The organism is Massilia genomosp. 1, assembly GCF_011682185.1.
Classification (GTDB): Bacteria; Pseudomonadota; Gammaproteobacteria; order Burkholderiales; family Burkholderiaceae_D; genus Telluria_A; species Telluria_A rubra.
The window spans coordinates 1-22,871 of the sequence record NZ_WHJF01000061.1; the positions used below are offsets into that span (position 1 = coordinate 1).

General features: G+C 64.8%; 25 protein-coding genes. 16 read left to right on the plus strand and 9 right to left on the minus strand.

Going from position 1 to position 22,871, the window contains the following annotated elements:
- Nucleotides 1–122: 122 nt before the first annotated feature.
- From F1735_RS20885 to F1735_RS20895, 3 genes are read right to left on the minus strand one after another with little or no spacing between them, the layout of a single operon-like run.
- Nucleotides 123–965: a cyanophycinase gene (locus F1735_RS20885; RefSeq protein WP_167238736.1), complete on the minus strand. Its 843-nt coding sequence runs from the start codon at nucleotides 963–965 to the stop codon at nucleotides 123–125.
- Nucleotides 962–1,972: a methyltransferase gene (locus F1735_RS20890; protein WP_187364310.1), complete on the minus strand. Its 1,011-nt coding sequence runs from the start codon at nucleotides 1,970–1,972 to the stop codon at nucleotides 962–964. The genes F1735_RS20885 and F1735_RS20890 overlap by 4 nt, the downstream gene beginning before the upstream one ends.
- A gap of 23 nt (nucleotides 1,973–1,995) precedes the next feature.
- Entirely contained in the window at nucleotides 1,996–3,474 is a 1,479-nt protein-coding gene (locus tag F1735_RS20895) for an iron-containing redox enzyme family protein (protein ID WP_229505882.1), read from the minus strand.
- Nucleotides 3,475–3,775: 301 nt separating this feature from the next.
- Between F1735_RS20895 and F1735_RS20900 the strand changes: the two genes are divergently transcribed.
- On the plus strand, nucleotides 3,776–4,345 hold the full coding sequence (locus F1735_RS20900) for a hypothetical protein (protein WP_167238737.1): 570 nt from the start codon (nucleotides 3,776–3,778) through the stop codon (nucleotides 4,343–4,345).
- A 109-nt stretch (nucleotides 4,346–4,454) separates the two neighbouring features.
- Nucleotides 4,455–5,714, plus strand: a complete 1,260-nt coding sequence (locus F1735_RS20905; protein ID WP_167238738.1) for a hypothetical protein — start codon at nucleotides 4,455–4,457, stop codon at nucleotides 5,712–5,714.
- 7 nt (nucleotides 5,715–5,721) lie between these two features.
- On the opposite strand, the gene F1735_RS20910 is transcribed toward F1735_RS20905, so the two are convergent.
- The 3 genes from F1735_RS20910 to F1735_RS20920 form a co-directional block, all read right to left on the minus strand.
- A complete protein-coding gene (locus tag F1735_RS20910; RefSeq protein ID WP_167238739.1) occupies nucleotides 5,722–5,919 on the minus strand; it encodes a hypothetical protein in 198 nt (65 codons plus the stop codon).
- Nucleotides 5,920–6,032: 113 nt separating this feature from the next.
- A complete protein-coding gene (locus F1735_RS20915; RefSeq protein ID WP_167238740.1) occupies nucleotides 6,033–6,248 on the minus strand; it encodes a hypothetical protein in 216 nt (71 codons plus the stop codon).
- A 13-nt stretch (nucleotides 6,249–6,261) separates the two neighbouring features.
- Entirely contained in the window at nucleotides 6,262–6,885 is a 624-nt protein-coding gene (locus F1735_RS20920; RefSeq protein WP_167238741.1) for a TetR/AcrR family transcriptional regulator, read from the minus strand.
- A 93-nt stretch (nucleotides 6,886–6,978) separates the two neighbouring features.
- Between F1735_RS20920 and F1735_RS20925 the strand changes: the two genes are divergently transcribed.
- Complete coding sequence (locus F1735_RS20925) at nucleotides 6,979–8,166, plus strand: arabinose transporter (protein ID WP_167238742.1); 1,188 nt, start codon at nucleotides 6,979–6,981, stop codon at nucleotides 8,164–8,166.
- A gap of 36 nt (nucleotides 8,167–8,202) precedes the next feature.
- Nucleotides 8,203–8,847 (plus strand): 3,4-dihydroxy-2-butanone-4-phosphate synthase, encoded by a 645-nt coding sequence (ribB, locus tag F1735_RS20930; RefSeq protein WP_167238743.1) that lies wholly within the window; start codon nucleotides 8,203–8,205, stop codon nucleotides 8,845–8,847.
- Between the two features lie 70 nt (nucleotides 8,848–8,917).
- Here ribB and F1735_RS20935 read toward each other — a convergent pair whose 3' ends face one another.
- The 3 genes from F1735_RS20935 to F1735_RS20945 form a co-directional block, all read right to left on the minus strand.
- On the minus strand, nucleotides 8,918–10,510 hold the full coding sequence (locus F1735_RS20935) for a GGDEF domain-containing protein (RefSeq protein ID WP_167238744.1): 1,593 nt from the start codon (nucleotides 10,508–10,510) through the stop codon (nucleotides 8,918–8,920).
- Between the two features lie 321 nt (nucleotides 10,511–10,831).
- The gene (locus F1735_RS20940; protein ID WP_167238745.1) at nucleotides 10,832–11,383 is read right to left on the minus strand and encodes an RNA 2'-phosphotransferase; all 552 of its coding nucleotides are present in this window, start codon (nucleotides 11,381–11,383) and stop codon (nucleotides 10,832–10,834) included.
- Nucleotides 11,384–11,518: 135 nt separating this feature from the next.
- Nucleotides 11,519–12,184: an NUDIX hydrolase gene (locus F1735_RS20945; RefSeq protein WP_167238746.1), complete on the minus strand. Its 666-nt coding sequence runs from the start codon at nucleotides 12,182–12,184 to the stop codon at nucleotides 11,519–11,521.
- A 164-nt stretch (nucleotides 12,185–12,348) separates the two neighbouring features.
- On the opposite strand from F1735_RS20945, the gene F1735_RS20950 reads away from it, so the two are divergent.
- The 12 genes from F1735_RS20950 (at nucleotide 12,349) to F1735_RS21005 (ending at nucleotide 22,867) form a co-directional block, all read left to right on the plus strand.
- On the plus strand, nucleotides 12,349–13,239 hold the full coding sequence (locus F1735_RS20950; protein WP_167238747.1) for a cysteine hydrolase: 891 nt from the start codon (nucleotides 12,349–12,351) through the stop codon (nucleotides 13,237–13,239).
- A gap of 39 nt (nucleotides 13,240–13,278) precedes the next feature.
- Nucleotides 13,279–14,469, plus strand: coding sequence for a nicotinate phosphoribosyltransferase (gene pncB, locus F1735_RS20955; RefSeq protein ID WP_167238748.1), 1,191 nt, complete (start codon nucleotides 13,279–13,281; stop codon nucleotides 14,467–14,469).
- 24 nt (nucleotides 14,470–14,493) lie between these two features.
- Nucleotides 14,494–16,191, plus strand: coding sequence for an NAD+ synthase (locus tag F1735_RS20960; RefSeq protein WP_167238749.1), 1,698 nt, complete (start codon nucleotides 14,494–14,496; stop codon nucleotides 16,189–16,191).
- A 5-nt stretch (nucleotides 16,192–16,196) separates the two neighbouring features.
- Complete coding sequence (locus tag F1735_RS20965; protein ID WP_167238750.1) at nucleotides 16,197–17,255, plus strand: bifunctional nicotinamide-nucleotide adenylyltransferase/Nudix hydroxylase; 1,059 nt, start codon at nucleotides 16,197–16,199, stop codon at nucleotides 17,253–17,255.
- On the plus strand, nucleotides 17,252–18,178 hold the full coding sequence (locus F1735_RS20970) for an ADP-ribosylglycohydrolase family protein (protein ID WP_167238751.1): 927 nt from the start codon (nucleotides 17,252–17,254) through the stop codon (nucleotides 18,176–18,178). The genes F1735_RS20965 and F1735_RS20970 overlap by 4 nt, the downstream gene beginning before the upstream one ends.
- Nucleotides 18,175–18,738: a nicotinamide riboside transporter PnuC gene (gene pnuC / locus F1735_RS20975; RefSeq protein WP_167238752.1), complete on the plus strand. Its 564-nt coding sequence runs from the start codon at nucleotides 18,175–18,177 to the stop codon at nucleotides 18,736–18,738. Before F1735_RS20970 ends, pnuC begins: the two co-directional genes overlap by 4 nt.
- 32 nt (nucleotides 18,739–18,770) lie before the next feature.
- On the plus strand, nucleotides 18,771–19,754 hold the full coding sequence (locus tag F1735_RS20980) for an AAA family ATPase (protein ID WP_373888559.1): 984 nt from the start codon (nucleotides 18,771–18,773) through the stop codon (nucleotides 19,752–19,754).
- A gap of 126 nt (nucleotides 19,755–19,880) precedes the next feature.
- Nucleotides 19,881–20,351: a hemerythrin domain-containing protein gene (locus tag F1735_RS20985; protein WP_167238754.1), complete on the plus strand. Its 471-nt coding sequence runs from the start codon at nucleotides 19,881–19,883 to the stop codon at nucleotides 20,349–20,351.
- Nucleotides 20,352–20,419: 68 nt separating this feature from the next.
- A complete protein-coding gene (locus F1735_RS20990) occupies nucleotides 20,420–20,941 on the plus strand; it encodes a tlde1 domain-containing protein (protein ID WP_167238755.1) in 522 nt (173 codons plus the stop codon).
- On the plus strand, nucleotides 20,934–21,311 hold the full coding sequence (locus F1735_RS20995; protein ID WP_229505883.1) for a DUF2195 family protein: 378 nt from the start codon (nucleotides 20,934–20,936) through the stop codon (nucleotides 21,309–21,311). Before F1735_RS20990 ends, F1735_RS20995 begins: the two co-directional genes overlap by 8 nt.
- 228 nt (nucleotides 21,312–21,539) lie before the next feature.
- Nucleotides 21,540–22,361: a Crp/Fnr family transcriptional regulator gene (locus F1735_RS21000; RefSeq protein ID WP_373888560.1), complete on the plus strand. Its 822-nt coding sequence runs from the start codon at nucleotides 21,540–21,542 to the stop codon at nucleotides 22,359–22,361.
- A 176-nt stretch (nucleotides 22,362–22,537) separates the two neighbouring features.
- A complete protein-coding gene (locus F1735_RS21005; RefSeq protein ID WP_167238757.1) occupies nucleotides 22,538–22,867 on the plus strand; it encodes a DHCW motif cupin fold protein in 330 nt (109 codons plus the stop codon).
- The last annotated feature ends 4 nt before the right edge of the window (nucleotides 22,868–22,871 follow it).

Genomic DNA, 22,871 nt, shown 5'->3' on the forward strand with positions numbered 1-22,871 from the left:
GCTTCATTGACTGTCCCGTTCAATTGGGTAGGGACGCTATCGCCCGCGACATTCCGATTCAAGTTGAAAAGGTCCTGCATCGGAAAAGCGGCGCTGCGGCGGTGGTTTGTGCAACATTCAGGCTAGGCGATGTTGGTAACGATATGGATAAAGTCGGCCAGCGCGGCCGGCGTGGCGCCGTCGCCGCGCGCGCCGTAGCGCGAACCGGACGGCAGCAGGTGCAGGCGCACATCGACCATCTCGGGCACGCTGCGGTTGCGGATGTCGGCCACGTTCGAGACCATGTGGCGCCCGTCGATCACGGTGACCGCGCCGGCGCCCAGGATTTCGATGCCGCCGCCGGCTTCGATCAACAGCGCCGTGTCTTCGTCGATGCCCACGCCCAGCAGGTAGGGGTTCTGCGCCACCACCGTCAACAGGCGCGCAAGGCGCTGGCGCTGCGAAAAGTGCTGGTCGATCACCACGCGCTGCACGAAGCCGATGCCGGCGCCCAGGCTGACCGCGCCTTTTTCGGGATGCAGATCGGCTTTGCCGTCGGCCAGCATGTGCGCGGACATGGCCGACGCGCCCGCGCTGGTGCCGGCGATGCAGGCGCCACGCGCGAGCGCGGCATGCAGTGCCTCGTCCAGCGTGGTTCCTCCGATCAGCGCCAGCAGGCGTTTCTGGTCGCCGCCGGTGATGAAGACGCCGTCCGCCTGCGCCAGGTCGGCCGCCACGGCGGCGTCGTTCGCTTCAAGGCGGCTGGAGACGCGCAGCTCGCTGCGGCGCGCCACGCCCATGCCGCCGAACGCGCAATCGTAGATGGCCCACATTTTTTCGGGCACGCGGCTGGCGGCCGTGAGCACCACGATGCGCTTGTCCGGCCCGCCGCACAGGGCGACGAAGCGTTCCAGTACCTGCATGTCGTCCTCGCGGTCTTCGCCGCCGCCGATGATCAGGAGCCTGCCGCGCGCCGGCTCGCTCATGCGGCAGCAAGCGGGCGCGTGGCGCACAGCCACACCGCCGCGATCCGGTCGGCGTAGGCATACGGGGCTTCGTCGAGTTCTTCGCCAAAGACGTCGGGGTCGATTTCGTCGTAGGTCCAGTGGAAACCGGCCGCGCGCAGGCGCGGTTCGACCGCCTGGCGGAACGGGTCGGCGCTGGCCACGATGGCTGCCCCCGTGTACAGCATCAAGGCGCCGCCGGGCGCGAGGCGCTTGATCGCTTCGTCCACGATCGCCACCGACAGTGCCGCGCCCAGGTCGCCGCCGCCGTGGCGGTAGGCGCGCTGTTCGCGGTCGATCAGGTAGGGCGGGTTGGCGACGATCAGGTCGAACTGGCCGTCGACCCGCGACAGCAGGTTGCTGTTCGTCGGCACCACGTTGGTCACGCCGGCGATGCGGGCGTTGACGTCGGCCAGCACCAGCGCGGCCGGGTTGATGTCGACCGCGAACACGCTGGCGTCGGGATGGGCCAGCGCGATCGTGATGGCGCCAGGTCCGGCGCCGCAGCCGATGTCCGCCGCGCGCCGCACGGGCAGGCTGCGCGCCGCCAGTGAAGCGCGCAGGGCGCGCACGAAGCGGTAGGTGTCGGGGCCGAAGAATACGGCGTCGGCCGCGCTGGTAGGGTAGGCCGAATGCAGGTACAACTGGCCGTCCAGCGTCGAGGCGCGCAGCACGCTGCGCAGCATGCCGTTATCGTGGTTGAGCACCTCGCCCTGGTGCAGCAACTCCATCAGGGTCGGGTTGACCACGGCCGGCTTGAAGGGGCGGCTCCAGCCGAAAATGCCGGCCAGGTCGTGCGCCCAGCCATTGGCCAGGCGCGCGTTGACGCGGCTGTGGGTGAGCGGCGTGACGGTGGTGAAGACGTAGCCGTGCTGCTTCAGGCCGCAGCCAAGCGCATACAGCGCGGCGCGGCGCTCGGCGCCGGCGATGCCGATCGGCGGCGCCTGGTCGAGCCGGTGCCCGTCGATGGAGATAATGGAGGCGCTCATGCGGGTCCTGTCGGTGAATCCGGTCATCCGAGCAAGCGCACGTACATGCGCGTTGCCATCAGGCCGGTGGGGGTGTGGTGGCGGGCCGGCGACATGTGCGCGGTCAACAGTTTCATGGCGGCGCTGGTCGACGGCGCCAGCGCGACGGCTTGTTCGAGCTTGCGCAGCTGGTCGTTTTCGGCTTCGTGCTCGCCGGCCTGGCCGGCGTACGGGTAGCGGATCAGGGCGCGCGCGCCATGCGCCTTGGGCGCCGCGTTGCGGGCCGGGGCCTGGGCGCGCTGGCGCGCGCGGAACGAGGCCACGCGCGGCGCGGCGCTGGCGCTGTCGCCGTCCTGCGCGGGGCTGGCGATCCAGTCAGCCAGCACCTGCTGTTCGTAGCTCGAGAACACGCCGAACATCTCGGCATGGTCGCCTTGCAGCAGGCCCCAGAAACGGCTTTCGTGCGGGGCGGCGCCGCGCTTGATCCAGCCGGTGCTTTGAAACGCGCGCAGCAGGGTGGGGATTTGCTGGGGATCGGCCAGCCAGGCGTTGATGGTCTTGCCGGCCACGCGGCAGTAATCGCTATGCATGTTTTGTCCGACCACGGCCTTGGCCGCGAGGATGCGCACCAGTTCTTGTTCCAGGTCGAAGGAGGCGATCACGGAACCGGTGTTCTCGCCCAGTTCATTGAGCTTGTAGCCTTCGCGCACGCGGCGATAGAATTCGGCCGGGTCGGCGGCGCGCGCGATCACCCGGGCAAGGGCGTCGACGGCGTCGCGCGCGTGCCCGGTGGAGCCATTGTCGACCGTGATATGCAGGGTGAAGTAGTAGGGATCGATGCCCAGTTCGTTCAATTCGTAGGCGGTGATGAGCAGGTGCAGCGGCAGCTGTTCGTAGCCGAGGTTATAGCCTATCATCTCGGGCAAGAAGGCGTCGCCCGCATACGCCAGCGCCAGTTGCAGCGCGCCCTGGGTGAAGTGGGCGCCGCCAAGGTCGTCCCACTCGGCGCAACCATGGTTGTCGAGCAGGCGCTGGTATAGCGTGACGTGGTTCTTGTGCGGCAGCCCGTCCCCGAGTTCTTCGACATAGGTCTTGACCAGCGGGCGGAAGTCGTTTTCTTGCCAGCGTTGCAGGGTGCTGTACAGCCAGGCGCCGTCCACCAGTTTGGTGGGGGCCACGCAGCGCAGGAAGTACAGCGCATGCGACTTGTTGCTAAAGAAGCGGCGCGGGGCGCCGTCGCGGCGGCCGGCCAGGTAGCGCTGGTACTCGGCGCCGATGGCGGCGCCGCGTGGCGCGATCCAGCCATCCAGGCCGGCCGGGGTGTCGGGCAGGTCGCACGGGAGCGCGGCGGCGCGCGCCAGTTGGCCGGCCAGGTACGCCTGGGCGTCGGCCCCGGCGCCGTCGGGCAGCTCGGCCTGGGAGAGCGTATCGTACAGTGCGCGGCAGGTGGTGGCGGCGGGCGCGCCGGGGCGCGCGGCGTCGAAGTGCGGCGGGACGAACACGGTGCTTTGCATGGTGGTCATGGGTGCGGGCGATCAGTTTTCGAGAAAGGCCTCATTATCTCCGTGGCCCGGCGCGCCTCGTATCGGTGACCAAGCTGTGCTTGGGTAGGACAACGATTACGCGGGCCGGCCCTCGGCCTGGCAAATCATGGCGCGGCCGGTGTGCGGCGCCACCCCCTGCGCCGCATTGCACGCCCCCGCTTAAACTGTTGGTTTGCCTGTGAGTGCGACTGCTTGTGTATCCTTGCGAACTGACAATGCACCAGACTCGGCGTAGACTCTTTCACATGGCCGCTTTGCGGCTTCTTACTTGGAGCGCTCAATGTCAGTGTCCGAAATTATTGCTACCAATCAACTTGAGTTGCGACCACGCAAACACACCGGCGATGCCGCCATCCGCGCCATGCCGCGCGTGGTCCCTCAGGATGGCGTGACCTTGCGCGACGCTTTGCGCGCCCGTTGCGAAGAAGCGCTGTTGCGCTGTTCGGCCCAGTCGGCGGGCATCAGCATTTTCGACAGTAATGACCTCGACGAACTGACCTGGGCCGCCACCGCCGGCGCGCTGGCGCCGTACGAAGGGCGCCGTTTTCCGCGTTCGAACAGTCCGTGCGGGCTGTGCTTTTCGTACCGCAGCACCCAGTTGTTTGTGCGGCCGCATCAGTATTTCCATTGGATGGCCGAGAACAACGTCCACATCAACGAAGCCCTGGTGACGCCCCTGATCGGCCAGTTCGGTGCCTTCTACGGCACCATCTGGGTGATGAGCCATGACGATATGGATATCCACTTCAACCGCGACGACGCCGACACCCTGGCCGACCTGAGCCGTGGATTGGCCAGCACCATCCGCCTTAACGATATCGGTCCCGCCCGGGACGGGCGCATCGTTTAACGCCTCGGTTAAGCAAGCCGTTCCTTCCTTCCCGCAGCCTGTCGCACGGCGCGTCCGGCACGCGCGCGGCGCTGTCATACTGGACGCCTTTTTACATCAAGGCTCCTTCATGAAAAAAATCGCGCTCCTTCATGCCATCGTGCTTGCCTCGGCACTGGCCGGCCCGGCGCACGGCCAGGGTTCGGGGCGCGCGTGGGCCAGCGCGGCCGACGTGGCGCGCGACGGGAACAAGCCGCAGGCCGCGCTCGAGGCTTACCAGAAGGCGGCGCAAAGCGCTTACGCCAGCATGGTAATGGACTATAGACATGCGGCCACCGCCGCCCGGCTCGGGCATACGGAGCAGGCGCTCGGCATCCTCGGGCAGGCCGTCGCCAGTCGCCAGTTCCGCTTGCTCGACGAGTTGGCGCAGGAGGACGATTTTGCCGCGCTGCGCACCGATCCGCGCTGGGCCGGCATTGTCGCGAGCGCCAGCGCGAACGAGCGCGCTTACCGCGCGGCCCATGCCAGCCCGGAAGATTTCCGCGTCATTAGCAGCGACATCGCGCGTTTCTGGACCGTGTATGACAAGCTGGACGGCGCCGCCGATCCGGGCGCCTTGCTCGAGCGCGAGTACCTCGACGGCGGCACTGTCGGCTTGCAGGGTTTTGTCCACATGCGCATCAACAATGGCGCCAGCCTGTACCGCCGCATCAGCAAGCACGCGCAGTATTACCGCGCCATCCGCGCCAATACCTTGCGCGCAGCCTCGTTCGAACCGGTGATCCGCGCGGACATGCGGCGCTTCAAGGCGCTGTATCCAGAGGCAGTGTTCCCGGATATTTACTTTGTGATCGGACGCCTGAGCGCTGGCGGCACCGCCTCCACCGACGGCCTGTTGATCGGCACCGAGATGTACGGACGCGGCCCGGGCGTGCCGACCGGCGAGCTGGACGCCTGGCTGCAGGCGGGCACGTCGACTATCGACACGCTGCCGGCCATTGTCACGCACGAGCTGATGCATTTCCAGCAGCGGCTCGATCCGCAAACCCTGCTCGGCCATGCGATCAAGGAAGGGTCATGCGATTTCCTCGCTTCGTTGGTGAGCAAGGGCAAGTTCAACGCAGCGATCTACCGCTATGGCTATGCCAACGAGGCGCGGCTGAAAACGGCGTTTTTGGCGGACATGGATGGCGCCGACCTCAAGCGCTGGCTGTACAGCGGCGCGCCGGAAGGCGAGCGCCCGGCCGACCTGGGCTACTTCATGGGTTTCCGCATCACCGAGGCGTATTACAAGCAGGCCAGGGACAAGCGCCAGGCCATCGTCGACATCTTGCACATCACCGATTTCAAGCGCTTCCTGGCCCAGAGCGGGTATGCCGGCCAGCCCTGAGGCGCGCTCAGGGTCGGCCGAAATCCCGGCTGTACAGATCATGCATCGGGTCGTCGGAGCCGGAAGTCAATGGATTTCCCGCACAGACATCCATCACCATGCCGCATGAGAAGTCAGGTGCGGCGCAAAAGAAAAAGCTGATCCGCTCCCTGGTCAGTGCGTTGAAGCGATACCACTGCGCGGCGCTCGCGCGCTGTATTTCCATGACGGGTAAATCGGAACGGATGTATTCCCGGCTGGCGTGCTAATGCGGGAAGAAACATCGTCACGCCGGCAGGTCGGGAAGGCTGGCGATTGCCGCCAGCGCTTTCTCATCGATCACATGGTAGCGCTGCGCGTAAAAGGTCTCTTTTTCATTCTTTCATCGCCAAGCATGGCAGTGATTTTTTGAAGAATGTCACTTGAGTCAGGAAAGTAGATCGCCTTGAGGAGCGATGTTCCTGGCGCGCCGCCGCGCTCTTGCGCAAGCAACTGCTTGAGATGCCGGCGCTGTGCATTCTGAACGATCTTTATCAGCAAATTTTCCTTGTTCACTTGTCCAGTCCCGTCACGTTCCCGGCCCGGCGCGCAGGTAGCCGTCCAGGGCGTCGACGATGCAGCGTTCGATGTCGGCCGGCGCGAAGCGCGCCGGCGCGTCCATCACGGCCGCGTGTACCAGCGACTCCATCATGCGCAGCAGGACCCAGGTGGCCAGGTCGAGGTCGGGCTGGCCGATCTCGTCGCGGTGCCTGCCGAGCATGTCCAGGATGCGCTGGAAGGAATTGTTGTCGGCCGCGCTGTCCTGGGCCGGCGCGTCGAAAAACGGAAATTCCTTTTCCAGCACCTTGTGCAGCTCCGGCTCGACCTGGTGCGCCACCAGCCAGGCATGCACCATGGCCGCCAGATGCTCGCGCAGGGTGTACGCACCGGCGTTGGCCAGCACCGCATCGATGGCCGCGTACATCTGCGCGCCATGGCGCTCGTGCAGCGCCGTGATCAGCGAATCCTTGTTCGGAAAATACTGGTACACCGAGCCCACGCTCACGCCGGCGCGCGCGGCCACCGCGTTGGTGTTCATGCCGGCGTAACCGCGTTCTTCCAGAATGCGAGCCGTGGCCTGCAAAATCTGCTCGACCATGTGCTGGGAACGGGCCTGGCGCGGCGCTTTGCGGGGCGTGGGAAGAGGGCGCATGCGGGTCCTTGGAATGCGAGTTTTCAATATGAGTAATTACTCGTATTCTCTCATATCGCGAGCATTTGCTCGTCTTTTATGTGAGGCATCGCCATGCAATCCCCTTCGAATGTCGCGGCCGCTTCGCCGCGCAGCCTGTTTCTTGAATTGCTCCCGATAACCCTGACGGTGTTCGTCGGTTTCCTCACGCTGGGGCTGGCGCTGCCGGTGCTGCCGCTGCACCTGCAGTCCGCCTTAAAAATGAGCCCGCTGGTCATCGGGACCGTCATCGCCAGCCAGTTTGCCGCCGCGCTCCTCACGCGCGCCTGGGCCGGCAGCATGGTCGACACGCGCGGCGCCAAGCGCGCCGTAGTCATCGGCCTGGCCCTGGGCGCCTGTTCCGGCCTGGCCTACCTGGCGTCGCTGGGCGCGCCGGCCGGCTATGCCGCGCTGGCCGTCCTGATCGGCGCGCGCCTGCTGCTCGGCTGCGCCGAAAGCCTGGTGGTCACCGGCGCGCTCGGTTGGGGCGTGGGCCTGGCCGGACCGAGCAAGGCCGGCAAGGTCATGGCCTGGGTCGGCATCGCCATATATGGCGCGTATGCCGCCGGCGCACCGCTGGGCGTGTTCGTGTACGGCCGTTTCGGCTTTGCCGGCATTGCGCTGGCCAGCGTGATCATTGCCTTGCTGGCGCTGGCCATCGTGGCGCGCGTGCCGGCCCTGGCGCCGTCGCACAAGGCGCGGGTGCCGTTCTATAAAGTGCTGCGCGCGGTGTGGCTGCCGGGCCTCGGGCTGGCGCTCTCGAGCATGGGCTTTTGCGCCATCACCGCCTTCGTGGCGCTGCTGTTCTCCAGCCGGGGATGGGGCGACGCGGCGCTGGCGTTCACTTCCTTCGGCGTCGCCTTCATCGGTGCGCGCCTGCTGTTCGGGCACTTGCCCGATACGCTCGGCGGGGCCAGGGTGGCGCTGGTGTGCGTGCTGATCGAAGCGGCCGGCCAGTTGCTGATGTGGAGCGCGCCGACCGCCTTGCTGGCCTGCCTTGGCGCGGCCGTTACCGGGTTTGGCTATTCGCTCGCGTTTCCCGGCTTCGGCGTGGAAGCGGTGCGCCGCGCGCCGCCGCAAAGCCGGGCGTCGGCCATGGGCGCTTACGTCGCCTTCCTCGATATATCGCTGGCTGTCTGCGGGCCGCTGGCCGGCCTGCTTGCCATGCGCTGGGACGTGGGCAGCGTGTACCTGGCCGGCGCGCTGGTGGTGGCGTCATCGGCCCTGGTGGCGCTGCGCCTGGTGCTGACCCGTCCCGCCTGACCATTCATTTTTTTCACTGTAACGGAGTCATGACTTATGCCGGACCATATCGATAACCTGCCCGCCAGCGCCCTGGCCAACCGCATCCACGCCGCACTCGAGGCCATGCGCGCCGGCGTGCCCGTGATCTTGATGGACGATCACGACCGCGAAAACGAGGCCGACCTGATTGTCGCCGCCGAGCGCCTGACGGTGGAGACGATGGCGCTGATGATCCGCGAATGCAGCGGCATCGTTTGCCTGTGCCTGCCGCCGGAAACGGTGAGCGCGCTGGCGCTGGCGCCCATGAGCGCGCGCAACGGCAGCCGCCACGGCACGGCCTTCACCGTGTCGATCGAAGCGAAGGAGGGCGTGACGACCGGCGTGTCGGCGTTCGATCGGGTGGCGACGATCCGGGCGGCGATCGCGCCGGGCGCGCGCGCCGGCGACATCGTCAGTCCGGGCCATGTGTTCCCGCTGGCGGCGCGTGCGGGCGGGGTGCTGGCGCGGCGCGGACACACCGAAGGCTCGGTCGACCTTGCGGTGCTGGCGGGCCTGCGCCCGGCCGCCGTGCTGTGCGAGTTGATGAATGCCGACGGCAGCATGATGCGCGGGGCGCAGATCGAACGCTTCGCGGCGGACCGGGCCTTGCCGCTGCTGTCGGTGGCCGATATCGTGGCCTGGCGCGGCGGCCTGGCGTAAGGTTTTCCGCGCCTGGCAGCCAGGCCGGTCAACCGGATCGGGCGGCTACCGCCGGTTGCGCCCGCGTCTCTCAGTCGCCCAGCACGGACGCGCGTTCGCGCCGCGACGACGCCGCCGGCGCGTCCGGGCAGACCCGGTTGCGCCCGGTCGACTTGGCCAGGTACAGGGCCTTGTCGGCCGCTTCGACCAACTGCTTGCTATCCATATCCTTGCCTGGCACCAGCGCATGTACGCCGCAGCTGATGGTGACGATGCCGGCCGGATTGGCCGCGTGCTCGCGCCCGGCCGTCGCGATCGAGCGGCGCACCGCTTCGGCCACCACGATGGCGCCGTACAAGTCGGTATTGGGCAGCAGGATCGCAAACTCTTCGCCGCCGACGCGCGCCGCCAGGTTGCCGGCGCGGCGCCGTCCGGTACGGATGCACTGGCCGATGAATTGCAGGCAGGCGTCGCCGGCCGGGTGGCCGTAGTGATCGTTGTACTTCTTGAAGAAATCGACATCGAGCAGCACCAGCGCCAGCGAGGTGCCGTCGCGCACGGCGCGGTTGAATTCGGCGTCGAGGCGGGCGTCGAACAGGCGCCGGTTGGCGATCCCGGTCAGGCCATCGTTACGCGCCAGCAGCTTGAGCGAGCGGTTCTTGGTCACCAGCGCCAGCTGGGCGTTGCGCAGTTGTTCTTCGAGCTCGTCGCGCAGGGTGACCTGGCGGAACAGGCGCAAGCCCATCCAGCACAGGATCAGCAGCAGGATCACCACCCACGCCGTCGAGAGGTAGGCGTTGGCCCACCAGTTCGACAGCGTTTCGTCGGTCGACAGGCCCACCGCCACGAACAGCGGATAGCGCCGCAGCTGGCGCAGGCTGTAGATGCGGTCGGCGGCGTCCATGTCGACCGGGATGGCGAGCGATCCGGGCGTGCCGCGCTCGCGCCACTGCTTGAACAAGGGTTCGGTCGCGATCGAGCCGCCAATCTGTTCTTGCAGGTAAGGGCGGCGCATGACCAGCGCGCCCTGCTCGGTGGCGAGGGTGATGTTGCCACGCGTACCAATGTCGAAACTGTCGTAAAAGGTGCGGAAAAAACCCAGTTGCACCGTGGCCAGGGCGACGCCGGCAAAACTGCCGTCCGGGTTTTCCAGGCGGCGCGACACCGGCAGCACCCAGGTATCGGTGGAACGGCTGCGCACCGGCGGGCCGACGTGCGCCAGCTTGTCCTTGTGCGTCTGGTGATAGATGAAATATTCGCGGTCGGCGTTGTTGAGCACCGGTACCGGGGCGCGCAGCGAGTGCAGCGCCCAGTCGCCCTTGGCGTCGTAAATATACATGCCCTGCAGCGAAGGGGTGCGGCTGACACGGTCGATCAGGTGCAGGTGCAGTCGCTCGCCGTAGTGGCTGATGCCGTCATGCTGCACGCTTTCGACCACGCCGGCGAGGATGGTGTCGACCAGCTCGATGGTGCTGTCGGCGTGATCGGCCAGGGCGCGCGCCGTGTTGGCGGTGGCCGCGGTGCTCTGCGCCAGCTGGGTTTCGCGCGCGCTGTAAATGCTCCAGCCCTGCACCGCCACCAGGGAAATGCAGACGACGAACAGGAACGAGGCGGCAATGGCGATCAGCGGCCGCTTTTTGCCATCAAGTTCTGCAACGGGCGATAACTGCTTTTCAGCTTTCATGGCGGAGGAGGTCGCGTTCGAAAAGAATCTGGGGGCGCGCTGGCCCGGGTTAGTGCAGGGATCCGCACGAAGGTGGTACGGGTGGATTGAATCGCAACATGGCGCCTGTACTCACATCGTCGTTGCCTGCGCAAGGCAAGGTGGCCTTGGGTGGCCGGATGCATGCGGTGATTGAATAATAGAGCGGCCATTCTACCTTAGCCCATGCGAACTGGAATCAAATATTTATCCAAAGAATGCTTGTCTGTTGTTTCACAAAGCCAATCCCAGGCATGCCGTACGTATTCTCCGGGCTGTGCGCCAAGTTGCCTCAGAGTAAAATCAAGGAAACACGATAAAGCGCTTGTGTACCGGCCCGGTCAGCCACACACCGTTGGCGGAAAGATAAAACGGCTGGCCTTGCTCATGCAGGGCAAGGGCCTTGATCGTCAGCACCACCGGCACGCCGTGACGCCCACCGACGGTGACGGCGGTGGTGGTATCGGCCGACAGGTGTACATGGTGACGGGTGCCGGGAAGGAGGCCTTGGTCGCCGATGGAGGCGGCAAAGCGCGAGGCGGTGCCATGATACAGCACGTCCGGCGGCGTGACCGGGACCAGTTCGAGGTCGACGCCTTTGACCGAATGGCCCTGGTTGGCGCGGATGCGCTTGCCGTCGTCGCTGATGGTGAAGCGCTTTTTATCATTGTCGGCAACGACCGCTTCCAGCAGCTTGCGGTTGATTTTGGTGCCATGGCTGGCGGCGCCGGCAAGCAGTTCGTCGATATCGGCCCAACCGTTTTCATCGAGCTTGAGCTTGATGGTGGCAGGGCTGTGACGCAGGATCAGGGACAGGAATTTACTGACTTTGACAGTCTGGTTGGAATCTTTCATCAATTTATCGATGGTTCTTTTCTGTTTTTATGGTTGTTCATGAAGCGTCATTATACGTGACGGCAATGCAAGGATAGCAAGATAATAAGCGCATGCGTGTTGCATGAAACGCAAATCGGTCTGCGTGGACGGGATTCACAGGCCGCGTTCGAGCACGGTGAGGGTTTTCCGCACTGCCGCTTTCAGGCGGTACAGCTGGGCCGGGCGGTGGGCGCCGGCCGCTTCGAACTGGCCGTCGACCGGGTCGAGTATGTCCATCTCGCTCATTTTACGTCGAAAACTGACCTTGTTCAGGGTTTCTCCGAGCAGCAGCTCATATAGCCGCTGCAATTGCGGCAGGGTGAAGGTGTCGCCGGCCAGGAAGCAGGGCAGGGAGGAATACTGGCTCTTGTTGCGCAGGCGTTCGAGCGCGGTGTCGATCATCGCCTTGTGGTCGAACGGCAGCGTGCCCAGTTGCGACACGGGCACGATATGCACCGCCGCGTCCTTGCGCGCCGCCAGCAATGGGTACGGCACCAGCGCGTAGTGCGCCACCGACAAGGACCAGCCGCGCGGATCGCGCGTCGCGCCCGAGAACGTGGACAGTTGCTCCAGGTAGGGTGCGACGATGCCGGTTTTGCTCTTGACGACACGCATGGCCGCGTCGTGGGCGCTCAGGTCGTCTTGCGGATGCACGTAGCCGCCGGGAATGGCCAGCGCACCCTGGAACGGCGCATGCTCGCGCCGCAACAGCACCGCCGCCAGTTCCTCGCCCAACAGCGTGAGCAGCACGATATCGACGGTGCAGATGACCGCGCTCATGCTGTGCGCGTCAACTGCGGGTTGCTCAAAACTAACTTCGCCGACATCGGTTTCTCCTTCATCTGGTCAAGCCGGCTGGCGGCTGAACAAATTATTGCATAGTTAGTTGCAAAAGTAAATTAAGTAGCTTATGCTTGTCGTACTGTACTCACAAGGACAAGCAAATGAAACGCAAGCTGCACCTGCTCGTAATCGATCCGCAAAACGATTTCTGCGATTTGCCGGCTGACTATCTGCCGTCGCCGGTGGGCGTCAAGGCCGCGCCGGTGCTGCCGGCGCTGCCGGTGCTGCCGGCGCTGCCGGTTCCCGGCGCGCATGCCGACATGCTGCGCGTGGCCGAGCTGATTCGCCAGGGCCGGGATGGCCTGTCCGCGATCAGCATCACGCTCGATTCGCACCACCGCTTCGACATAGCCCACAGTTCGTTCTGGATGGATGCGGGGCAGGGCGCGGTCGCCCCGTTCACGCAGATCACGGCGCTTGAGGTCCGCCAGGGCAAGTACCTGGCGCGCAAAGCCAGCGCGCTGCCGCGCGTGCTGGCCTACCTGGACGCGCTGGAGGCGGCCGGGCGCTACACCCTGATGGCCTGGCCGGTGCATTGCGAGATCGGCTCCTGGGGCCACAACGTGCATGCCGACGTGCGCGCCGCCTACAACGCGTGGGAAGATAGCGCGCTGGGCATGGTCAACAAGATCAGCAAGGGCAGCAATCCCTGGACCGAGCACTATTCGGCGGTGCAGGCCGAAGTGCCCGATGCCGACGACGACAGCACCCAGGTCAACCAGGCCTTCCTGGCGCTGCTGCGCGGGTACGACCAGGTGTATATCACCGGCGAAGCGGGCAGCCACTGCGTGCGCGCCACCACCGAGCATATCGTCGCCAACTGGGACCCCAAGCAGCTCTCGCAACTGGTGCTGCTGACCGACTGCATGAGCCCCGTGACCGGCTTCGACGCGCAGTACGACGACTTTGTGCGCGACATGCGCGCGCGCGGCCTGCAGATTGCGCAGGCGGCCGATATCGTGCCCGAGCTGCTTGCCAACGCGCGCCGCTAAACTCTTATCCCTTTTCCGACGCGCGCCGACGCGAACCATATGACCCCGATTGTCCATAGCCTGCTCGAAACCGACCTGTATAAATTCACGATGTGGCAGGCCCTGTTGCACCGCCACCCGGCCGCCCAGGCCGAATATGCCTTCACCTGCCGCAACGTGCCGGCCTACCCGCTGGCCGAACTGAAGGCCGACGTCGAGCGCGAGCTCGATCATCTGTGTTCGCTCTCGTTCAAGGCGGAAGAAATCGCCTACCTGCGCAGCCTGCGCTTCATCAAGAGCGACTTTGCCGATTTCCTCACCGTGTTCCGCTTCCAGCGCCATTTCCTGAGCGTCGAAACCGATGGCGAGGAACTGCAGATCCGCGCCACCGGGCCGCAGGTACACGTGATGGGCTTCGAAATCTATGTCCTGTACATCGTCAACGAGCTGTATTTCCGCCGTTTCGACCAGGGAGCCGCGCTGGCCGAAGGGCGCAAGCGCCTGCAAGCGAAGATCGCCCTGCTGCGCGAGCTGGCCAGCGAGCCGGCCAGGCGCCATCCGTTCGAGTTTTTCGACTTCGGCGTGCGCCGCCGTTTTTCCGGCGCCTGGCATGAGGAAGTCGTCGCCACCCTGGCGCGCGAAGTGCCCACCTACTTCAAGGGCACCTCGAACGTGTATTTCGCGATGAAATACAAGCTGGTTCCGATCGGTACCATGGCGCACGAATACCTGCAAAGCTTCCAGTCGTTCGGCGTGCGCCTGCGCGACTTCCAGAAGGCCGCGCTGGAAGACTGGGTGCAGGAGTATCGCGGCGACCTCGGTACCGCGCTGACCGACGTGGTGGGCATGGATGCGTTTTTGGGCGACTTCGACCTGTATTTCGCCAAGCTGTTCGACGGCTTGCGCCACGATTCGGGCGATCCGGTGGTGTGGGGCGAAAAAGCGCTGGCGCACTACGCCAAGCTGCGCCTGGACGCGCATACGCGGCGCCTGGTGTTCTCCGACGGCCTCGATCTGCCGACCGCGTTTTCGCTGTACCGCCACTTCGCCGACCGCACCATGACCGGTTTTGGCATCGGCACCAACCTGTCGAACGATGTCGGCATCACGCCGCTCAACATCGTGATGAAGCTGATGAGCTGCAACGGCCAGCCGGTGGCCAAGCTGTCCGACTCCCAGGGCAAAACGCTGTGCAAGGACGAGACCTTCCTGGCTTACCTGCGCCAGGTGTTCAATCACCCTTCCGCCTGAGAAGCGGGCAATCGAAAGAACCCGATGCTTAAAATCGCCATCGCCCAGTTGAACCCGACCGTCGGGGATATCGACGGCAACAGCGGCGCCATCATCGCGGCCATGCAGCGCGCCGCGGGGCAGGGCGCCGACCTGGCCGTTTTCACCGAGCTGGCCCTGTGCGGCTACTATCCGGGCGACCTGCTGGAAGAACCGGCCTTCCTGGCCCGCATGGCCGCTGGACTGGAGCGCGTGTTAGACGCCTCGCGCGTCTTGCCCGGACTGGTGTCGGTGGTCGGCGCCGTGCGCGCCAACGACGGCCCCGGCAAACCGCTGTTCAACGCCTTGCTGGCCATCCGCGACGGCGTCATCGTCGCCGAATACTACAAGCAGCTGTTGCCGACCTACGGCGTGTTCGACGACCGCCGCCACTTCGAACCGGGCCCGGAAGGCGCCTGCGTGCTGCAGGTCGGTGTACACCGCATCGGCTTTTTGATCTGCGAAGACGGCTGGAACCACGAAGGGCGCGACTACAAGGTCAATCCCTTCACCGCGCTGCGCGAGGCGCGGCCCGAGCTGGTGGTGAGCATCAACGCCAGCCCGTCCGATATCGGCAAGCGCGAACTGCGCCACGCGCTGTTTCGCACGGCGTCGGTCCACAACGAACTGCCGATTTTGTATGTGAACCAGGTCGGCGGGCAGGACCAGCTGGTGTACGACGGCGCCTCGTTCGCGGTATCGCCCTCGCAGGGCATCGTGTTCGAAGCGCAGCGCTTTTGCGAAGATTTCCAGGTGATCGGCTTTGCGCAAGGGCGTTTCAGCGCGTTTGACGGCTTTGCACTGGCCGCGCCAAATGCCGGGGGCTTGCCGGTGGCCGAATTCGCGCGCCGCCAGATCGTGCTCGGCTTGCAGGATTATGCGCGCCGCTGCGGCTTTGCCAAGGTGGTGGTGGGCTCCTCGGGCGGCATCGACTCGGCCCTGACCCTGGCGCTGGCGGTCGATGCGCTGGGCCCGGAAAACGTGATCGCGGTGACCATGCCGTCGGCGTTTTCGAGCGATGGCTCGGTCAGCGACTCGGTGGCGCTGTGCGCCAACCTTGGCATTACCTTGTACACGCACCCGATCCTGGAGCTGGTCGAGCAGTACGGCGCCGGTTTCGACCGTGCCTTCGACCAGCCCTTGCAAGGCCTGCCGCTCGAAAACCTGCAGGCGCGCGTGCGCGGCACCATCCTGATGGCGTATTCGAATGCGTCCGGCGCCTTGCTGCTCACGACCGGCAACAAGAGCGAAATCTCGGTCGGCTACTGCACTTTGTATGGCGACACCAACGGCGGCCTTGGCCTGATCGGCGACCTGTACAAAACCGAGGTGTACGCCTTGTCGCGCCATGTGAACCAGCGCGCCGGGCGCGAGCTCATTCCCGCGGCGGTGCTGAGCAAGCCGCCGTCGGCCGAACTGGCGCCCGGCCAGCAGGATACCGACAGCCTGCCCGAGTACGAGGTGCTCGACGAGATCCTCAAGTGGCACATCGAAGGACGCCGCCTGCCGCTGGCCGAAGCGGCGCTGGCCGAGCAGTTTGTCGCCGGCCTGGTGGCCGGCGCCAGCGGCGCGGCGCTGGTCAGGCGCATCCACGGCATGGTCGCGCGTAACGAATACAAACGGCGCCAGGCGCCTCCGATTATCCGGGTGCGTGCGCGCGCCTTTGGCAGCGGCCGTCAATTGCCGATTGCCGCCTACTATTGAACCCCATGAACACACAAACCAAGCAAACCTCCACCGATGTCGCCGTCCTGATCGGCCGCTTCCAGCCTTTCCACCGCGGGCACGTCGTCCTGCTCCAGCGCGCGCTGGTGAGTGCGCCGCACGTGGTGCTGGTGCTGGGCTCCTCGTTCCAGGCGCGCAATGCGAAAAATCCGTTCACGTGGGAGGAACGCGCCGCGATGATCGGCGCCACCCTGACCGAGCAAGACCGGGCGCGCGTCAGTTTCGTGGCCGTGCGCGACTACTACGACGATTCCCTGTGGTCGGCGGCGGTGCGCAAGGCGGTCGCCCAAAGTGCGCCGGATGCGGCGCACGTGGCGCTGGTGGGCCACTTCAAGGATGCGTCGAGCTACTACCTGAATCACTTCCCGAAATGGGAAAACATCGTCGTCGAATCGGAACGCGCCATCGACGCCACCTGCGTACGACGCGTGTTCCTCGAAGCCGAAGACCTCGACATCTCGCTCAGTGTGCTCGACGACATGGTGCCGCACGCGGTGCGCCAGTACCTGAAAGCCTGGGCGCTGCTGCCGCACTACCCTGCGCTGGTGGAAGAACACCGCCGCATCGTGGCCTACAAAACGGCCTGGAAAAGCGCGCCGTACCCGCCCATCTTCACCACCGCCGACGCGGTGGTGGTCAGTGGCGGCAATGTGCTCCTGATCCGCCGTGGCGGCTTTCCCGGAAAAGGGCAGTGGGCCGTTCCGGGCGGCTTTGTGGAACAGCGCGAACGGCTGCTGCACGCCGCCATTCGCGAACTGGCCGAGGAAACCAAGCTGGCGCTGCTCGGCGCCACATTGGAAGGCATGCTGGTCGACGTCAAGGTGTTCGACCATCCCGACCGCAGCCAGCGTGGCCGCACCATCACCCACGCCCACTTTTTCGACCTGCAAACCGAGAACCTGCCGCCGGTGGAAGCGTCGGACGACGCCTCGCACGCGGCCTGGATTCCCATCGTGGAACTGGCCGGCATGGAAGACCAGTTTTTCGAGGACCACTTCCACATTCTCGACTCCTTCCTGTCGCTGAGCGAGAAACTGGCATGAGCGGTACGCGCGACCGCTATCGCGGCAGCTTGCTGGGACTGGCCTGCGGCGACGCCGTCGGCACCACCGTGGAGTTTTCGCCGCGCGGCTCGTTCGCCCCGGTGACCGACATGACGGGTGGCGGCCCGTTCAGGCTCAAGGCGGGCCAGTGGACCGACGATACGTCGATGGCGCTGTGCCTGGCCGAGAGCTTCCTGACCAAGGGCGAATTCGACCCGCTCGACCAGATCAACCGCTACCGCAACTGGTGCCAGTGGGGTTACCTGAGCTCGACCGGGGCCTGTTTCGACATCGGCATGACAGTGCAGGATGCCTTGTCGCGTTTTTCCGTCAGCGGCAATCCGTACAGCGGCTCGACCAATCCGCGCAGCGCCGGCAACGGCTCGCTGATGCGGCTCGTTCCCGCGGTGCTGTTCGCGTATCCCGACCGCGCGCGCGTATTGCAGCATGCCGCCGACAGTTCGCGCACCACGCACGGCGCGCCGGAAGCGGTGCAGGCCTGCCAGCTGTTCGCCGGCATCCTGAGCGCGGCGCTCGACGGCCAGCCCAAGGAAGCGCTGCTGGCCAACGCCGGCTTTGCGCCGAGCGAGCCGAAACTGGCGGCCATGGCGACGGGCGCCTTTCTCGACAAGGCCGACAGCGACATCCAGGGCACCGGCTATGCCGTCGATTCGCTGGAAGCGGCGCTGTGGTGCTTCTTCCATACCGACAGTTACGAAGCCGCAGTCCTGCGCGCGACCAACCTGGGCGACGACGCCGACACCACGGCCGCCATCACCGGCCAGCTTGCCGGCGCCTTCTACGGCGTGCAGGGCATCCCGGCGCGCTGGCTCGACCAGATCAGCATGCGCGCCGAGATCGACGACATGGCCTGCCGCCTGTTCGACCGTTTTCATCCTGTCAATTGCGAGAGCATGGCGTGATCGGCGCGCTTGAAATCGCGGCCAACGTGGGGGCCAGCGCCGCCATCCTGCTGGCCGGGCGCAACAGCGTACACACCTGGTGGACCGGCATCATCGGCTGCGCCTTGTTCGGCGTCTTGTTCTACCAGTCCAATTTGTATGCCGACGTGGCGCTGCAAGGCTTCTTCATCGTCTCGAGCATCGTCGGATGGCTGCAATGGCGGCGCGGGGAACGGGGCAGCGAACTGCCGATCACCCACGCCAGCGTCAAGTCGCTGGCCTGGCTCGTTCCGGCCGGCGTGGGCGCGACCGCCGCCTACGGGGCGCTGCTGCACTACTTTACCAATGCCTATGCGCCGTTCATCGATTCGGCGGTGCTGGTGTTCAGCGTCGTGGCGCAGTTGCTGCTGATGCGGCGCAAGGTGGAGAACTGGGCGTTCTGGATTCTGGTGAACACGGTCGCCGTACCCTTGTACGCCAGTCGCGGCCTGTACCTGACCGCGTTCCTGTACGCCTGCTACTGGGTCAACGCGATCGTGTCGTGGCTGTGGTGGCGCCGCCTGGCGCGCACGGCGCCATGAACGGGCTTGTCAGACAGTGGCGACGCGGCCTCGTGGTCGGCAAATTCTGCCCGCTGCACCGTGGCCACATGCTGGTGATCGACAGCGCGCTGGCCGCCTGCGACGAGGTGGTCGTGATCAGCTACACCAGGCCGGAATTCGCCGGCTGCGGCCCGGCAGTGCGCGAGGCGTGGCTGCGCGCGCTGTACCCGCAGGTGCGCCTGCTGGTGCTGGACGCCGGCAGTGTTCCCGGCAACGACGCGCCCGACGCGGTGCTGCGCGACTTCTGCGCCTCGCTGTGCCTGGACGTGCTGGGCGTGACGGTGGACGCGGTATTTACCAGCGAAGACTACGGCGACGGCTTCGCGCTGGCGCTGAGCGCCTTTTTCGACGCGCGGCGCGGGCCTGGCGCACAGGTAGCACATGTCTCGGTGGACCGTGCGCGCGCGCTGGTGCCGGTGTCAGGGACGGCGATCCGCGCCGATCCGCACGCCATGCGCGCGTTTTTGCATCCGCTGGTGTACGCCAGCTTCGTGCGCAAGGTATGCGTGCTCGGCGGCGAGTCGAGCGGCAAGACCACGCTTGCCGCCGCGCTGGCGCAGGCCTTGGGCAGCGTCTGGGCGCCGGAATTCGGCCGCGAACTGTGGATCGGGAAGGATGGCGCGCTGGTGTTCGACGACATGCTCGCCATCGGCCGCGCCCAGCTGGCGCGCGAAGCGGCGCTGCTGCCGCACGCCACGCGCGCCATGGTGTGCGACACCAGTCCATTGACGACCATGTTTTACAGTATGGATATGTTCGGAAAGGCCGATCCGGCCCTGGTGGCGCTGGCGGCGCAGCCCTATGATGTGACCTTGCTGTGCGCGCCCGACTTTGATTTCGTCCAGGATGGCACGCGCCGCAACGATGGTTTCCGCCAGCGCCAGCACGCTTGGTACGTGGAGCAGCTGGCCTGCCGTGGCGTACCCTATACGGTCGTGCACGGCCCGCTGGCGCAGCGCATGCGGCAGGTACTGGCCCTGCTTGATGGCGCCTGAGGCGCGGCGGGCCGGACAAACTCCACGCTTGTTGCAAGTAACACCACAAAATGCGGCGATTCCGCTCGGTCCTTGGCCTTACTTTTGGTATCATTTTGGAAAATTGAGCCTACTCCGGAGCCCGCCATGGAATCCATGCACGACAACGCCATCGACATCCTGATCATCGAGCACGAGGAAGTGACCGCGCTGTTTGAACAATTTCGCGGCCTCAGTGCGCGCTCCACAGAGAGCAAGAAGCGCATCGCGACCGATATCTGCGACGCGTTGACGGTGCATGCCGCGCTGGAGAAGGATATTTTCTATCCGGCCGTGCGCACCGTCCTCAAGGAAGGCGAGCTGATCGCCCAGTCCATCGTCGAACATGCCAGTGCGTGCGAGCTGATCGAGCGCATCCGCGTCATGGAGCCGGAGAACGAATTGTTCGACGCCACGGTCAAGGTGCTGTGGGACCAGGTAACACGCCACGCGCGCGAGGAGGAAGAGAAGATGTTCCCGCGCCTGCGCAAGAGCAAGCTGGACCTGATGGCGCTCGGCGCGCGCATGAGGACATACCGCCAGACGGTTGACATCGCGCTGCTGAATGTCAAAATATAAACATTTAAATTTTACCACATGAGGTGTTAAAATGTACATACCGCATGGCTTGAATAAGGAGAGTGTTTATGGTTGTCGATATGGAGTTTGATGGGCAGGTCTTGACGTGGAATGGTTCCGGTAGATTTAAAGCGACGAGTGGGCTTCCTGATAATCAGGTGCCAAAGGATCAATGTGTCAAGGATAAAGGGCCTGTTCCTGAGGGAGTCTACAAGGTGCTTTTCACCGATCGTGGCGTAGCACAAGATGACGGTACGGGAAAATGCGGCTTGATACCGGGATGGGGCGTCCAGACAATTCCACGCGGAGCGCAGGCCGGAAGTTGCGAAAAGTATTGGGCGAACTGGGGAAGAAACCGGGCAATGATGGTAGCGGCTGACCCCGCGACGCGCAACGCTTGCGCGACCGAAAGATCTGGTTTCTATCTACACGATTCAACCAAGGGCTACAGCCACGGTTGCATCGAAGTTGAGACAAGTTTCTTCGCGGCGTTGCAATCGCGGGCGAAAAACAGCCGTTCCCGTAACTATTTCATTCTGAAAGTGAAGTACGTGGGCAATCGGGTGACGAATGGGGGAACCCTTGAATAACTTACGCATCATACTGGCAGCGTTAAGCGGTGTCGCCGCTATTAGCAGCGCGCATGCTGGGGAAGTGACGTTTCAGAATGATTTGCGCGCCTGCGCCGCGATCACGGCAGTAAAAATCTCGACGCAAGTGAATCTGGTGTTGGCAAACACAGATATTAAGTTGAGCAAATCCATCGGCGATTGCAGATGTCTCTCGGCCCTGGCAAGCTATACCAGCAGTGTCGAGGTGGGTGGAGTGAGGCAAATATTGCAGAGCGGATTGATTGGGCTTGACATTGGCGGCGCGAGAACATTTGTGCTGGCGTCGGATCCGGCTCTGGTCGTGAACAGGAAGGTGCAGGTGACATTTTCCTGCGCCGGTCCCCTGTAGGCGTTGTCGTGGGGGAGAGCATTCCTCGTCTAGGCTGCTCGACCTCCATTCATTGCCGGACGCCCGTCCGGCACCGCGTGTCTGTCTTACGCAGCGTAGGACTTAGATGACAAACCGTCATTGTTGATGCCTACAGGAAGCCATCCACTGGTCCGATGGTTGCGTTTGATACCAAGCCTTACAGTAGAGCCATTGATGAGTTGAACCTGACAAACACCGAGGCCTACCATGTACCGCACGCAAAATATCGATTCGAACAGCAACGCCACCAACGCTATCCGCACCATCGCCCTGGGCGCCGCCGCTGCCAAGCCGGCCGCCGTCAAGCCGATGATCAGCGTCGCCGGGGCCCAGCAGAACGAATTGCTGCGTGCCTTGTCCCGCACCGACCTGGAAGCCCTGTTCCCGCACCTGGAACTGGTACCGATGGTGGCGGGCAAGCATCTGTATGACTTCGGCAGCAAGTTCGACTACGCTTACTTCCCGACCAACGCCATCGTCTCGCTGCTGTACGTCATGGAAGACGGCGCCACCACCGAAATCGGCGTGGTCGGCCGTGAAGGCGTGCTGGGCCTGGCGATGTACGATGCCGAACGCGCTACCTGCAGCGCCGTGGTGCAGACCGCCGGTTACGCTTACCGCCTGAAAAGCAGCGTGCTGCGCGAACTGGTCGCCGCCGGCGGCGCCATGGCCCAGCTGCTGATGCGCTACACCTTCGCCATGTTCGCTCAACTGGCGCAGAACGTGGTGGGCGGGCGTCACTGCAGCATCGAACAAAAACTGTGCCGCTGGTTGCTGGACCGCCTCGACCGTTCGCTGTCGGACGAAATCAAGGTCACGCAAGACACCATGGCGAGCATGCTGGGCGTGCGTCGCGAAACCATCACCATGACCGCGCGCAAGCTGCAAGCCGACGGCCTGATTCAATATCGTCGCGGCACTGTCGCCATCCTCGACCGTGCCGGCCTGGAAGCGTGCGCCGGCACCTGCTACCGCGCCGGCAAGATCGGTTTCGAGCAGATGCAGGCAAGCGCCTGGAACAACGCGTAACGGTTTTCCTGGCGGCGCGGACAGCACATCACCGCCCGCGCCGCCATCCGCATGTTGCGGGTCCGCCGCTCGCCGGCCCGCCCGAGCGCCATTCCCATCTCCATGCTATTTTATGCCGTGACAGACGCGAAAAACCGCGTCCGTTCTTCTTTCACGGCATTCGATAAGGCATGCGCATGCACATCTCAGATATTCCCTTCGGCATTACCGAGTGGGCCGGCGTGGAACGCACCGAGCATCGCGGCGAAACCGGCACGGCCTGGTGGCAGACGCGCCAGTTCGGCCCCATCCGCGTGCGCATGGTCGAGTACAGCGCCGCTTACCTGGCCGATCACTGGTGCGGCAAGGGCCATATCCTGTTATGCCTTGAGGGCGAGCTCGAAAGCGAACTTGCCGATGGCCGCAAGTTCATCCTCACGCCGGGTGTCAGTTACCAGGTGGCCGATAGCGCCGAAGCGCATCGTTCCAGCACGCGCGGCGGCGCCAAACTGTTTATCGTCGATTGAGGAG

Bases quoted from the DNA above. Each gene is read 5' to 3' on its own strand.
- F1735_RS20965 (WP_167238750.1), top strand. From the start codon at position 16,197: ATGAACACACAAACCAAGCAAACCTCCACCGATGTCGCCGTCCTGATC.
- F1735_RS20885 (WP_167238736.1), bottom strand. From the start codon at position 965: ATGAGCGAGCCGGCGCGCGGCAGGCTCCTGATCATCGGCGGCGGCGAA.
- F1735_RS20960 (WP_167238749.1), top strand. From the start codon at position 14,494: ATGCTTAAAATCGCCATCGCCCAGTTGAACCCGACCGTCGGGGATATC.
- F1735_RS20945 (WP_167238746.1), bottom strand. From the start codon at position 12,184: ATGAGCGCGGTCATCTGCACCGTCGATATCGTGCTGCTCACGCTGTTG.
- F1735_RS20990 (WP_167238755.1), top strand. From the start codon at position 20,420: ATGGTTGTCGATATGGAGTTTGATGGGCAGGTCTTGACGTGGAATGGT.
- ribB (WP_167238743.1), top strand. From the start codon at position 8,203: ATGCCGGACCATATCGATAACCTGCCCGCCAGCGCCCTGGCCAACCGC.
- F1735_RS20940 (WP_167238745.1), bottom strand. From the start codon at position 11,383: ATGAAAGATTCCAACCAGACTGTCAAAGTCAGTAAATTCCTGTCCCTG.
- F1735_RS20935 (WP_167238744.1), bottom strand. From the start codon at position 10,510: ATGAAAGCTGAAAAGCAGTTATCGCCCGTTGCAGAACTTGATGGCAAA.
- F1735_RS20920 (WP_167238741.1), bottom strand. From the start codon at position 6,885: ATGCGCCCTCTTCCCACGCCCCGCAAAGCGCCGCGCCAGGCCCGTTCC.
- F1735_RS20890 (WP_187364310.1), bottom strand. From the start codon at position 1,972: ATGAGCGCCTCCATTATCTCCATCGACGGGCACCGGCTCGACCAGGCG.
- F1735_RS20910 (WP_167238739.1), bottom strand. From the start codon at position 5,919: ATGGAAATACAGCGCGCGAGCGCCGCGCAGTGGTATCGCTTCAACGCA.
- F1735_RS20905 (WP_167238738.1), top strand. From the start codon at position 4,455: ATGAAAAAAATCGCGCTCCTTCATGCCATCGTGCTTGCCTCGGCACTG.
- F1735_RS20900 (WP_167238737.1), top strand. From the start codon at position 3,776: ATGTCAGTGTCCGAAATTATTGCTACCAATCAACTTGAGTTGCGACCA.
- F1735_RS20925 (WP_167238742.1), top strand. From the start codon at position 6,979: ATGCAATCCCCTTCGAATGTCGCGGCCGCTTCGCCGCGCAGCCTGTTT.
- F1735_RS21005 (WP_167238757.1), top strand. From the start codon at position 22,538: ATGCACATCTCAGATATTCCCTTCGGCATTACCGAGTGGGCCGGCGTG.
- F1735_RS20970 (WP_167238751.1), top strand. From the start codon at position 17,252: ATGAGCGGTACGCGCGACCGCTATCGCGGCAGCTTGCTGGGACTGGCC.
- F1735_RS20950 (WP_167238747.1), top strand. From the start codon at position 12,349: ATGAAACGCAAGCTGCACCTGCTCGTAATCGATCCGCAAAACGATTTC.
- pncB (WP_167238748.1), top strand. From the start codon at position 13,279: ATGACCCCGATTGTCCATAGCCTGCTCGAAACCGACCTGTATAAATTC.
- F1735_RS20895 (WP_229505882.1), bottom strand. From the start codon at position 3,474: ATGACCACCATGCAAAGCACCGTGTTCGTCCCGCCGCACTTCGACGCC.
- F1735_RS21000 (WP_373888560.1), top strand. From the start codon at position 21,540: ATGTACCGCACGCAAAATATCGATTCGAACAGCAACGCCACCAACGCT.
- F1735_RS20985 (WP_167238754.1), top strand. From the start codon at position 19,881: ATGGAATCCATGCACGACAACGCCATCGACATCCTGATCATCGAGCAC.